This is a genomic window from Odoribacter sp. Z80 (genome assembly GCF_009935865.1).
Classification (GTDB): domain Bacteria; phylum Bacteroidota; class Bacteroidia; order Bacteroidales; family Marinifilaceae; genus Odoribacter.
The window spans coordinates 1-12,843 of record NZ_QWEL01000004.1; the positions used below are offsets into that span (position 1 = coordinate 1).

A 12,843-nucleotide genomic window follows, 5' to 3' on the forward strand; every position below is an offset into this window, starting at 1 on the left:
TTACAGTCAGCCCCATTTGGCCACTCTGGTAACTGCCCATGATTGTAAAGAACGATTGTCTCTTTTGCGGGTACAAATATACACGCTTTTTGTTTGAAATCCAAAAAATATAATGAAAATATCGGAAAAAAGTTCAACGTACCATATATTTCAAATTCACAGCATATAGAATGATAAAGATAAGCGTAATAAATCCGGACCATAACAAGCCGATCATGACAACAAGAGAAAAGCCGGCAAAATAAGGCAGTATAAACAAAGTCAGTACCTGCGCAGCAGCATACAAATAAAATCCTAAACGACGCAACTGAAACATCAGAATGGCTCCCAACAAACTCACTACTGCCAGGCTCAATTGTAAAGCCGTTATTTCACGGGCATGAGCTGCGGTACTCTGAAGAAGCTGCATGGAAGAACTAAAAAGACCGGACATAAAGGCCGAAGTGGCTCCATTCTCCATATTCTCCATTATATTTGAATACTGCTCCATTTGTAACGTGCTATCCATCATTCCGGCAGTAAACAGGGAAAATAAATTGGACAGAACATTCCAGCCGCTACCTATAAAAGTCAGAATACATAAAACAAACAGGAAAGTAGGCCGCTGGGGTTTATTGGTTTCTTCAAAAGGATTTTCCATCATTAAAATTTACTTTGATTTCATCTATAAATAACTACACAAAAGTACGAAACATCATTTCATTTACAAATGGGAAATCAGGGAAAAAATGAAAAAAAGATTTTCTCTTTCAAATCTTTACTATTCTTCAAATAAATCTTCAAAACACTTTGCTTTCGAAAATGATTTATATAAATTTGACACAAAATATTTAATTATTCAACTATGAAAAGAGATGCTGTAATATTCGATTTGATTGCCAAAGAATGCGAACGTCAGAAAGAAGGGATTGAACTCATCGCTTCGGAAAACTTTGTCAGTGAAGAAGTCATGGAGGCAATGGGCTCGTGCCTGACCAACAAATACGCAGAAGGATATCCCGGAGCACGTTATTATGGAGGTTGCCAAATCGTAGACCAAAGTGAACAACTGGCCATTGACCGGGCATGCAAACTTTTTGGTGCGGAATATGCTAACGTCCAGCCCCATTCCGGAGCCCAAGCCAATGCAGCCGTATTCTTTGCCTGCATGAAACCGGGAGATACCTACTTAGGACTTGACCTGGCTCACGGAGGGCATCTTTCCCATGGCTCTCCCGTAAACTTATCCGGCATAAACTACCATCCTGTCGCCTACCACGTCAAAGAAGAAACCGGTTTGGTGGATTATGACGAAATGGAAGCACTTGCCCTGGAACACAAACCAAAAATGATTGTCGCAGGAGCTTCTGCTTACTCCAGAGACTGGGATTACAAACGGATGAGAGAGATTGCTGATAAAGTAGGTGCATTATTGATGTACGACATGGCCCATCCGGCTGGTTTAATTGCCAAAGGTTTACTGAACAATCCTTTTGAATATTGCCACATCGTAACGACAACGACCCACAAGACATTACGCGGTCCTCGCGGAGGCATGATTTTATTACCCAAAGATTTTCCCAACCCATGGGGATTAAAAACACCCAAGGGAGAAATCAAAATGATGTCCCAGGTACTGAATTTTGCCGTATTCCCTGGTCAGCAAGGAGGCCCATTAGAACATGTCATTGCCGCCAAAGCAGTTGCTTTTGAAGAAGCATTATCGGATTCTTACACCGAATACGCCAAACAAGTACAAAAAAATGCCAAAGTCATGGCACAAGCCTTTATTGACAAAGGATATAAAGTTGTTTCCGGCGGTACGGATAACCACTGCATGCTGATTGACTTACGGACTAAATTCCCGGAACTGACTGGTAAAAAGGCAGAAAATACCTTGGTAAAGGCAGATATCACTATTAATAAAAACATGGTGCCGTTTGACAGCCGCTCTCCTTTCCAGACTTCCGGTATACGCGTCGGAACACCGGCTATCACAACCCGGGGATTAAAAGAAGAAGATATGAAAGTAATTGTAGACATGATTGACCGCATTCTTTCCAACCCGGATGACGAAAACACCATCGCGCAAGTAAAAAAAGAGGTTAATGCCATGATGCATACACGACCAATGTTTGCCTGGTAATCCCAAACAACAAACACAAATAAAAGTCCGGCCTGAAGTTTTACCTTTTGGCCGGACTTCATTATCAACACCATACGGACAGGAAACTGTTCATTACCTTTCACCGACCTTCTTACTTCTGTTTCTGCCCATGAAAAGACTCGTCATTTTTGATTTGGATGGCACTTTAATCAATACGATTTCAGACCTCGCCCATTGCACCAATCATGTATTACTCCAAAACCACTACCCGGAACACGAATTGTCCCGGTATCCTTATTTTGTCGGCAACGGAATAACCAAGCTGATTGAACGTGCCCTTCCTCCCGAGGCACGGACTTCAACCATCATTTCGACCATAAAAGCACAGTTTATTGCCTATTACCACCAACACAAAACAGACTTTAGCCACCCTTACCCCCACATTCCCGGAGTACTTGCGGAATTAAAAAACAAAGGAATCCTTCTCGCTGTGGCCTCCAACAAATATCAGGCAGGAACAACAGAACTCGTTGAACATTTTTTTGGGAAACACCTTTTTTCCGTTATTCTTGGACAGAGAGACCAGGTACCTGTCAAACCTGACCCTTGTATCGTTTTTGACATTCTAAAGCAAACCGGCATGAAACCGTCTCAAACACTCTATATCGGAGACTCCGGCGTAGACATGCACACCGCCAGAAACGGGAAACTCACTTCTGTCGGTGTGACCTGGGGCTTTCGCTCCCGCCAGGAACTGGAAGAAAACGGCGCTGATTATATCATAGACCAACCTCAACAAATCCTTGAATTACTTTCTATCTGAAATATCCGGTTTTTCATCGCAACCATCACTAACGACATTCCGTTATCCTGTAATCACTTCAGCCCCTTCTTCGGTAATCAGCACCGTATATTCCCATTGAGCAGAAGGGAGTCCGTCTTCCGTAAGCACTGTCCAGTCATTATCAGCGTCAATATAGATTTTCCGGTCTCCCATATTAATCATCGGCTCTATAGTAAAAACCATTCCGGGTACCAGCAAAAGTCCTGTTCCTTTACGGCCGGTATGGCTCACAAAAGGATCTTCATGAAACTGAAGGCCCACTCCATGCCCTCCGAATTCCTGCACTACCGAATAGCCATTTTTCTCTGCATGCTCCTGAACGGCAGCTCCGATATCTCCCAAAAATCCCCATGGCCGGGCAGCTTTTAATCCCAATTCCAGACATTCCTTGGCCACCTTCACCAATTTTTGTACTTCAGGCCTCACCTTTCCAATCATAAACATCCGAGAAGCATCCGAATAATATCCGTTCAGAATGGTAGAAACATCTACATTAACAATATCTCCGGATTTTAAAACAATATCCGGTGCAGGTATTCCGTGACATACCTCCTCATTGATTGAAGTACATACACTCTTAGGAAAACCTTCAAAATTCAAGGGAGCCGGAATAGCTCCGTGAGCCACCGTATAGTCATGCACAAGCATATTAATTTCTTCCGTGCTCATTCCCTCATGAATATTTCCAGCAACAAAATCCAACACTGCCGTATTAATAGCTGCACTCTTACGAATACCCTCTATCTGTTCTTCTGTCTTAACCATTTTCAGAGAAGGCACCCGGTGGCCGTTAGCCTTATAAACTCTTATCTTCTGCCTCAAAGCTTCCATTCTCGTGCGCTCAGCCTCAGGCAGGCTATTCTTACTTTTAAAAAATTTCATTTTGCTTTTTCTCTTAGCGGCAGGACAACACACCCGTCGGTTTGTTTGAAGCCGAAAGATACGCAATAATTCAAAAACAGATACGCTGAAAACAACAAATATTCTTTACTCCGTCACACACTTCAACAAAAAGGCAGGATTTACTAAAACACCAGCTTTTCCCATAATCCTTCGGCACAGACTGCAATTCCTTTTTCTATCAGCCGACAGGGATAATAAGATAATTTAGCTTTCCGTAAACCGGGCACTCCTAAATCTTCCTCCCGGTTGAGAAAAATATAATCAGCAGGCAAATGGTTGGAGAACTCCCAGTTAATCATATTATAGGCTCCCTCATACTGAGGTAAAGCTTTTTCAGCATGAACACAAAACGTATTATGATTTATCGGAGCACCAAACGTAAAAGCTGCCACTTCACCCTCCACCCACAACACTCCGCCCCTCAGCCTCAACTCATTAAAATGCTGCATTTCGTATTCCAGCGCCCGACGCTCATTCGATAAACTGGTCTCTTCCTCACAACGCCTGATGGCACACCATTTCCTGAACATTTTCAAACAATCCGTTACCATTTCCACCGTCATCGGTGTATACCGGTAATCGTATGTTTTCTGGAATTTATTCACATGATTCCGCTTGGGTTGATAATTCTTCCCCCGGAGGTTTGCCAGGTCTGTCCTTAAATAAAGATAATCAAAATGGTCTCTTTCCTGACGATATTCAAAAACCTGGGGAAATATTCCCTCCAGTTCCTCCCGCATTTGCGGCATAATCCCATACAAATACAAAGGTAAACCTTCAGCTTCAGCCTGACCGGCCAATATCCGGATAGCCTCCTTTCCTACTTTTTCGCCTGACGGGAAAGTATAAACTGTTCCGGCATCTGAAAAACAAAAACGAAAAACCAATTGGTTTTCGATGACAGCGAAACTGCTGCAAGTCAGGAACTGCCAGGCACAAAGATTTGCAAAAGATAAATTATTATCCTGCCGTTTGGAAGGGAAAATGGCAGAAGTCAAAAAACGGCGGTCTGCCAGGGTCACAGATTTAAATTCAATCATTCTTTTTTCCGGATATACGCACTTACGACAAGCCCGGTTACATCACCTTTTTTTCCGGAACATACTTTTCAAAATACGCCAGCCGGCTTCTCCCATCCAACGATAGACGACAGGTCTGGTTATCCGCCAGATGAAATACACCCACGGAATATTCATAAAGCCAGCACCATCCCCATTCGCATAATTGTTCTTCCTGCCCGGAATAAGTACAGATGCCACACCTGCCCCCAGCAACTGTCCGGCATGCGATTGAATATACTGCCAGCTCTCTTTAATTCTCGTTTCGGACTCCTGACACTGATTCCGAAGATCCCTCTTTTCCTGAATTAACCGCCCCAGAGGCGATTGTGGATTGATTTTCTTTACTATCGTCATCATCATCTGTTTGTATTGTTCTAATGAACACATTCGTCAACCGGACACGAATACCATTTCTGGCAATAAAAAAACACCAGCTTCCCAAAAAATAAATGCCGCCGACAATTAAAAAACCCAAGGCAACACTTTCCAATAATTCACCTAAGAAAAAGCCTAAGGCTATAAACAAAAAAAGAATAGTAAAAAAGGCGAGTAACATCAAAATAAGGCTATGGGAAAGAGCTGCCAGAAAACGCGCAGCCCTTTCTATAGCCGTTACTTTAAGGAGACGGACCTTTAATCCGGCATAAACCGAAATGGCATCCTTTAGCTCTGTGAATATTTTCTCAGCACCGTTCTCCATTTTCTGTCAGATCAAAAGTAAATTATTTCTTACCTCCCATCGTAGTGTTGGCATTATCTCCTTCACTCTTAGTCTTATCTCTCAGGTTATTCATATCCTGATGGAAATCCTGTGCATAGCGGGAATGAGCCTCATCGTCTCTTTCCGATTTATTATACATTTTCTGACGGAAATCATTGGCTTTCTGAGACAAATCATCTGCAACACCACTGGCCTTGTTACCAGCTTTATCGCTCCATTCCTCTGCCTTATTTCCGGCTGCCTCAGACCATCTTCCGACTTTATCGGCAGCATCAGAACCGGCACGTTCCACTTTAGATTTTACCTTGGAAAAAGCAGATTTTACCCCGTCTTTAATTCCATGGCCAACTTCATTTAAATCTTCTTCCAATTTACGGCGATGTTCACCGTTCATCAGATAAGTGACAGCAACTCCGGCCAAAACGCCAAGTCCTATCCCCAGTAATAACTTTCCATTTGAATTCTCACTTTTCATGACTTAATTGTTTTTAGTTTGTACTATCTCAACGAACATCACCCTTGAAAAGTTTTGGTTTTTAAGAAAGTTAAGATTAAAAATGATAATGTTACAGCTTAAAATAATCCAAAATCCGACTCTCATCCCGGAAATCAGAAATGACAGCATACACCGCAGCCCGGATTTTCTCTGCCGGATGAGTAGTAGCCACACCGATGACCCGCATTCCGGCCTGGCAACCGGATTGAATTCCAGAAAAAGAATCCTCAAAAACAATACATGCAGACGGTTGCACCCCTAACTCTTCGGCTGCCAGTAAATAACACATCGGATCGGGCTTTCCCCGGCTAATCCGGTCGGCAGTCACCAAAGCATCAAAAACATCTTCCAGTCCCATTTTCTTTAATGCTATTTTCATTTTCTCCGTAGAAGAACTGGTGACCAATCCCACCTTATATCCTTCTTCTTTTAAACGATGCAAAAAGTGGATTGCCCCCGGCACCTCCGGAAAAGACATGCGGCTTTCATACTCCGTGATAGCTGCAGCTATCTGCTGAAGTTCAGCAGGAGAATAATCATTGAAATAGGTAGCAAAAATAGAAGGTAACGTCGTTCCTTTGATAATGGCCGAAAAATGGGGTATATCAATATGATAATCCTTTGCCATATTATCCCAGAACCGGTCATATAACGGTTCCGTATCCGCTACAACTCCGTCAAAATCAAATAATACTGTCGTAATTCTGTTCATTTGTTTTTCTGATTAACGGTACAAAGATACAACATTCTTTTTATCCGGTATTTCCGACTTCTCTGCTCTTGCCCGACCTGTCCTATACCAGGGAAAGACAACAAAATTCTTTTCTTCAAAAGACAGAATAAAAAAATAATGCCTAAAAAAAATGTATCTTTGGGCTGTAAAAGGTATTTAACAACACATGAGATTTGACGAATTAGATTTAGAAGAAGAAATATTACAGGGGATAGAAGCCATGAATTTCCAGGAAATGACCCCCGTTCAGGAACAGACCATCCCCATTATCCTCGAAGGAAAAGACATTATCGGTTGCGCCCAAACAGGAACCGGAAAAACAGCCGCCTACACACTTCCTTTACTCAACCGTTTGTTGTGTGAAGGAAATCCGGACAACGTTATCCGGGCAGTTATTATGGTACCGACCCGGGAACTGGCCCAACAGATAGATATGCAGTTCGAAGGTTTTTCCTATTACATTCCTATCTCCACCACAGTTGTTTATGGAGGAGGGGACGGTGCCAACTGGGAACAGCAGAAAAAAGGACTGCTCATGGGGTCTGAAGTGGTGATAGCAACGCCGGGACGCCTTCTGTCTCACATCATGAATAGCGGGATAGATTTGTCTCATGTAAGCTATTTTATCCTGGATGAAGCCGATCGCATGCTGGATATGGGATTTTTTGAAGATATTATGAAAATCGCCAAAGAAATGCCGGAAAAACGCCAGACAATTATGTTTTCCGCAACCCTGCCCCCTAAAATCAGACAATTGGCAAAACAGATATTAAAAGATCCTGCCGAAATAAATATAGCCATATCCAAACCCAACGAAGCTATCGTACAGTCCGCTTACATCTGTTACGAAAATCAGAAAATGGCTATCATTCAGGAACTTTTTAATAAATCTGCCAACAAAAGAACCATCATATTTTCTTCCTCCAAGCAGAAAGTCAAAGACCTGGCATATGCCTTTAAACGCATGAAGTTAAACGTGGCCGCCATGCATTCCGATTTGGAACAAGAACAAAGAGAGGCTGTCATGCTGGATTTTAAAAACGGAAAAATCAATATTCTGGTGGCTACAGATATTATCGCCCGCGGTATTGACATTGATGATATCGGACTCGTTATCAATTATGACGTACCCCACGACCCGGAAGACTATATCCACCGTATAGGACGCACTGCACGCGCCAACGCCGACGGTGTAGCCATTACCTTTGTCAGTGAACCGGAACAAGGAAAATTCCACCGGATTGAAGAATTTATCGAAAAGGATATTTATAAGATTCCCTTACCTCCCACTGTTGGTACAGGTCCTGTCTATAACCCGCAAACATTCGTTCACAAATCTCACAACAAAGCCCGGCCGACCCGCAAAAATGGCAAACACCATTTCTACCGGAAAAGAAACAACAATAAACCTGAATAAAAAAAGCTGTCTAAGACAGCTTTCTTTTACTTATCATGATCAAAAACTAAAAAATAGAGTTACCAATATCCGTCGTAAAACGCTCCAAGGTCTCCATTCCAATCAAGGAATTTCCGTGACAGTTTAATTCAGGACTCCAAACCGTTATCGCCAGATTTCCGGGGATATAAGCCACAACTCCTCCGCCAACCCCGCTCTTACCCGGTAAACCAGCCCGAAATGCAAAATCTCCCGATTCATCATAAAAACCACACGTCAACATCAAAGCCCCCAAACGCTTGGACTGGCTGGTAGTCAAGACCTGCTCCTGGTGAAAAGGATTTTTACCATGGTTCACTAAAAAAAGAAAAGCACGCGACAAGTCAACACAACTCATGGAAATAGCACACTGATGACAATAAACATCTATAACCGCCTCTACATCATGTTCTATATTTCCGAAACTTTTCATGAAATAACCCAACGCCATGTTTCGGTCTGCATGTTCACGCTCCGACCGGGCAATGTGTTTATCGTAATATATATCATCATTCCCACTGATTTTCCGGACAAAATCCAGGATGGCATCTTTAGGCCGGTCATACAGGCTCATCAACCGGTCTGTGACAACCAAAGCCCCCGCATTGATAAAAGGATTCCGCGGAATCCCATGCTCATATTCCAGCTGTACCAAAGAATTAAAAGGATTTCCGGAAGGTTCCCGTCCCACATACTTCCAGATCTCATCTCCCAAATGCCGGGTGACCATAGCCAGCGTAAATACTTTAGAGATGCTCTGGGCAGAAAAACGAATCTCCGCATCTCCCACCTGAAAAGATTGTCCCTCCAAAGTCTCGATAGCTATGCCATATTGCCGGGGATTAACCTCCGCCAAAGCAGGTATATAATCCGCAACCTTACCTTTTCCCCAATAAGATTTTAACTCTCCATATATATTTTTTATGACGTCTTCGTAATTCATAAGTTTCTCTTTAAGGCACAAATATAGATGAAAAATAATTTTTAATGTGTTTTTTACCATATCTTCATTTTTTTACCGCTGATATCCCTAACCCTCATTTTTACCACAACGTAAAATCCACAATAACTAAAACATGAAAAATATGAAAACATCTTTTTTAATAACCTTTATGGTATTGCTCTTCTGCTGGGCATGTGACAAGGACGACAATTCCCCTTGTCCGAAACAAAATCCAGCGGAAACAAAAATAGCGTTGTCATTTGTTTCTGCCGATACGTTTACAACCCGCGCTTTCGGAACAAACCAAGCAACAACAGCGGAAAAAACAGTGAAAAGCGCGAAGTTATTTATTTTCAGGACGGGAAATAAAATTTTCGAGAAATACCTGACAAATTCCGAATTGTCCGTTCTGAGCACACAACCGCTTATATTCACTGTTCCGGGATTAATCCCCAGTACATCTTACGATTATTACATGATCATCAACAATGGAGATGTAACAGCTGCCAACCTGACCGCATTGCAAGCCTTGACCCAAAATGACATCGCCAGCTATAACGGAACCTGGAGTAGCGTCAATGATGCCAGTACGACCCCCAACCGGAGCGGCGGATTTGTCATGACCGGAAACACATCAGCAACGACAAGCGCTGACCTGACCCAAACTCAAAATGTCAGCATCACCGTCAAACGAATCACTGCCAAGGTAGATGTCAATACCGTGATTGACAACACCGTCTTCGGAAGTGGCAATAAATACACCGGAACACTCGCCATCGATTCCGCTATTATCAGCAAAACACAAAGCACTTCCTCGCTTCTTTTAGGAACGCCGCCTACTACGGCAGGAACCCTGACCCTGGCAAAACAAATCTCCAATATCGCCACTCCTAACAGCAATTTCCAAAACCGCTTCTATCTGTTTGAAAACGGAGCCTTAAATACCGGTAACCGGGTTACCCTCACCCTCTACGGAACCTACACCAATAACGGAACATCCAATCCCGTAGTGTACCCTGTCGAACTCACGGGAAGTACAACCGGTGCCATTGTCAGAAACGGAGCCTATACGGTGACAGCAAACATAAAAGGGCTTAGCGGAACATCTGTCTCCGTCACTGTAACGCTGAGCGACTGGGAAACCATTGTCAATCAGAATGCCAATTTAGGAACCTAAGACACAACCGATATATGTTGAATTTCCGGCATATCCTGCCATTTTTGTTATTCACCAGTTGCACCGCTCCCTTTTCAGAAAAAGAAATTCCGGAAAGGGAGGAAGGTGCACACTTTTATATCACGGTGGAGAACCCGGAAACGAAATCGCTGAACGGCACCATCGCCGAAAGCTGGGAAAAAAAAATCAACACGGCATACATCTATATCTTTCAAGCTGCTACCGGCCAACTTCTTTATCTGCATACCTTAAACTCTTCCAACATCAACGCCCTCAATAGCGGAACAAACAATACCGTTTCTTTTATCGTACCGATAAACGGCTCACAAAACTGCAATGTCTATATGGTCGCCAACACCCTGCCTTCCGGCTCCACATCCACCGAAAGCAGTTTTCTGGCTTCCATCGAACAGGACATAACCTCTTACAACGGAAAATACACCGATGTAACCACCAAAGCACTCCGTCCCCAAGGATTTGTCATGACAGCAAGCTCAACAGGAGTTACCCTCACCAACGGGAACAATACATCCATCAATCTGACATTAAAACGTATCGTCGCCAAAATCGGCATCGAAATAAATCTTACTGCTGTTATCTCTTTGGGCACCTCGGTTGTCACCGACGTTACCATCAGCCAGTCCGCTCCGGTATCCAATCTTTTCTTGTTAGCCACGGGCAACACCACAGGCAGTCCCATCAGCCTCACCCAAACCGCCCAGCAAAATACATCCAACACCGGAATATACAATGCATTTTTCTATATTTATGAAAATGACGCCCGCAATGCAAACGTCAATCGGGTAAAACTCACTTTCAAAGTCGTCAACACGACAGTGTTAAATATCCAAACCACTTATACTTACAATACCGCCCTCAACGGAAACGGAAACGGAAAATTCACCCGGAACAAGGGTTATTTCATCACAGCCAAAGTAAACAAACTCATCAACATCCTCTCCTCTTCTCCATCAAAAGTCTGTGAAATACATGCCTTCAATGAATGAGCATCTTCATTATCTTACTCCTACGCTATCAACAGCCAAATTCTCCACACTATAATCTCAGATCCATACCTTCCCACCCCCCGATACTTATTTACAACACTCCACCCCTACTTCCCGTTTTTTATCCTTATCTTTGTCATTTAAAAAGAAAAACACAAGTAAATGTGGAAAGCAGTATATCACACATTTTAGTCTCACTGAAAACCCGGAATTTCAGATTGTATTTCACCGGGATGTGTGTTTCGCTGACCGGCACATGGATGCAACAAATAGCCATGAGTTGGTTGGTATATGAACTGACCGGTTCTGTCCTGCTTTTAGCCACCATTACCTTTGTAGCGCAAATTCCTATCCTGATTGCCACCCCTTTCATGAGTGTTTTTGTAGACCGCTTCGACCGGCACAAAATCCTCCTGTTCACGCAAGCCCTATCCGCTTTTCAAGCCCTGTTGTTAGCATGGCTGACGTTGAGCGGCCTGGTGGAAGTGTGGCACCTCATCGCCCTCAGCCTGTTCATCGGCCTGATTAATGCCCTGGACAATCCCACCCGTCAAGCCTTTTATCCCAGCCTTGTTCCGAAAGAAAACCTAAGTAATGCCATTGCTCTGAATTCTGCCGTTATCAACGGTTCGCGTCTCTTCGGCCCTGCCATCGGCGGAGTACTCATCGGCCTGGTGGGCGAAGGAATATGTTTCCTCCTTAACGGAATCAGCTATTTAGGGGTCATCATTGCCTTGTTGGTCATGCAACTCCCCACCCACAAAGCCAAAGGCGAAAAACAACACATCTGGCATGACTTGCAGGAAGGTTTCAACTATGTCTCCCACCACATCCCCATACGGACATTGTTAATGTTAATGGCAGCTATCAGTTTTTTCGGATTACCCCTGATGACGTTCTTACCCGCCTATGTGAAAGACATACTGAACGGCGGAAGTGAGCTGTTGGGAATTCTTCTCTCCTGCATCGGCATCGGCTCCTTCAGTGCAGCCATCTATTTAGCTGCCCGGAAAAGCGTCAGCGGATTATCTAAAGTCATTATGTCCGCGGTTTTGATCTTAGGAATTTCCCTCCTGTTACTTTCTTTTACCAACATCCCGTGGATGGCGGCAGTCGTCTGCATTCCGGCAGGTTACTCCCTCATTATCACCGTAGCCTCCATCAATACACTGCTCCAAACATTCTCTGACGAAGACAAAAGAGGACGAGTTATGGGTTATCTTGCCATGACCTTTACCGGCATCGCCCCCATAGGAAGCATGATTTTAGGAGTCATCGAAAAATACACTGGTCTTCCGCTTATCATTCTCATTTCCGGCATCGCCTGCATATTTGCCGGCGGAATCTTTGAATACAACCGACCCCGCATCATCCGGCACGCCCATCCATCTGCCAACGAGTAAACAGGCTGCAAGCTATTGTATTCCCAACAAGAAA

The 12,843-nt window shown here is 43.5% G+C and carries 14 protein-coding genes; 6 read left to right on the plus strand and 8 right to left on the minus strand.

The genetic code is table 11. From position 1 onward, the window contains the following. Positions 1–133: 133 nt before the first annotated feature. Complete coding sequence (locus D1136_RS04995; protein ID WP_237566991.1) at positions 134–643, minus strand: hypothetical protein; 510 nt, start codon at positions 641–643, stop codon at positions 134–136. Positions 644–844: 201 nt separating this feature from the next. Here D1136_RS04995 and glyA point away from each other — a divergent pair, with 201 nt between their 5' ends. Next, a complete protein-coding gene (gene glyA / locus D1136_RS05000) occupies positions 845–2,125 on the plus strand; it encodes a serine hydroxymethyltransferase (RefSeq protein ID WP_161876540.1) in 1,281 nt (426 codons plus the stop codon). A gap of 130 nt (positions 2,126–2,255) precedes the next feature. Beyond that, positions 2,256–2,909 carry an HAD family hydrolase gene (locus tag D1136_RS05005; RefSeq protein ID WP_161876541.1) on the plus strand — a complete coding sequence of 218 codons (654 nt, stop codon included), beginning with the start codon at positions 2,256–2,258 and terminating at the stop codon, positions 2,907–2,909. A 42-nt stretch (positions 2,910–2,951) separates the two neighbouring features. On the opposite strand, the gene map is transcribed toward D1136_RS05005, so the two are convergent. The 6 genes from map to D1136_RS05035 all read right to left on the minus strand — a co-directional run bounded on the left by map (position 2,952) and on the right by D1136_RS05035 (position 6,823). Next, positions 2,952–3,812, minus strand: a complete 861-nt coding sequence (gene map / locus D1136_RS05010; RefSeq protein WP_161876542.1) for a type I methionyl aminopeptidase — start codon at positions 3,810–3,812, stop codon at positions 2,952–2,954. Positions 3,813–3,955: 143 nt separating this feature from the next. Next, positions 3,956–4,873, minus strand: a complete 918-nt coding sequence (locus D1136_RS05015; RefSeq protein ID WP_161876543.1) for a DUF2156 domain-containing protein — start codon at positions 4,871–4,873, stop codon at positions 3,956–3,958. A 42-nt stretch (positions 4,874–4,915) separates the two neighbouring features. Continuing rightward, positions 4,916–5,248 carry a hypothetical protein gene (locus D1136_RS10830; protein WP_202623076.1) on the minus strand — a complete coding sequence of 111 codons (333 nt, stop codon included), beginning with the start codon at positions 5,246–5,248 and terminating at the stop codon, positions 4,916–4,918. Continuing rightward, positions 5,145–5,594, minus strand: a complete 450-nt coding sequence (locus D1136_RS05025; RefSeq protein WP_161876545.1) for a phage holin family protein — start codon at positions 5,592–5,594, stop codon at positions 5,145–5,147. Before D1136_RS05025 ends, D1136_RS10830 begins: the two co-directional genes overlap by 104 nt. Before the next feature lie 22 nt (positions 5,595–5,616). Then, positions 5,617–6,090, minus strand: coding sequence for a YtxH domain-containing protein (locus D1136_RS05030; RefSeq protein WP_161876546.1), 474 nt, complete (start codon positions 6,088–6,090; stop codon positions 5,617–5,619). Positions 6,091–6,181: 91 nt separating this feature from the next. After that, complete coding sequence (locus D1136_RS05035) at positions 6,182–6,823, minus strand: HAD family phosphatase (protein ID WP_161876547.1); 642 nt, start codon at positions 6,821–6,823, stop codon at positions 6,182–6,184. 187 nt (positions 6,824–7,010) lie between these two features. On the opposite strand from D1136_RS05035, the gene D1136_RS05040 reads away from it, so the two are divergent. After that, positions 7,011–8,261 carry a DEAD/DEAH box helicase gene (locus tag D1136_RS05040; RefSeq protein WP_161876548.1) on the plus strand — a complete coding sequence of 417 codons (1,251 nt, stop codon included), beginning with the start codon at positions 7,011–7,013 and terminating at the stop codon, positions 8,259–8,261. Between the two features lie 46 nt (positions 8,262–8,307). On the opposite strand, the gene D1136_RS05045 is transcribed toward D1136_RS05040, so the two are convergent. After that, positions 8,308–9,222, minus strand: a complete 915-nt coding sequence (locus D1136_RS05045; protein ID WP_161876549.1) for a glutaminase — start codon at positions 9,220–9,222, stop codon at positions 8,308–8,310. Between the two features lie 142 nt (positions 9,223–9,364). Here D1136_RS05045 and D1136_RS05050 point away from each other — a divergent pair, with 142 nt between their 5' ends. From D1136_RS05050 to D1136_RS05060, 3 genes are all read left to right on the plus strand, one after another. Further along, the gene (locus tag D1136_RS05050; protein ID WP_161876550.1) at positions 9,365–10,399 is read left to right on the plus strand and encodes a DUF4906 domain-containing protein; all 1,035 of its coding nucleotides are present in this window, start codon (positions 9,365–9,367) and stop codon (positions 10,397–10,399) included. A 14-nt stretch (positions 10,400–10,413) separates the two neighbouring features. Continuing rightward, positions 10,414–11,406: a hypothetical protein gene (locus tag D1136_RS05055; protein WP_161876551.1), complete on the plus strand. Its 993-nt coding sequence runs from the start codon at positions 10,414–10,416 to the stop codon at positions 11,404–11,406. A gap of 164 nt (positions 11,407–11,570) precedes the next feature. After that, positions 11,571–12,809, plus strand: a complete 1,239-nt coding sequence (locus D1136_RS05060) for an MFS transporter (protein WP_370461314.1) — start codon at positions 11,571–11,573, stop codon at positions 12,807–12,809. Positions 12,810–12,843: the final 34 nt, after the last annotated feature.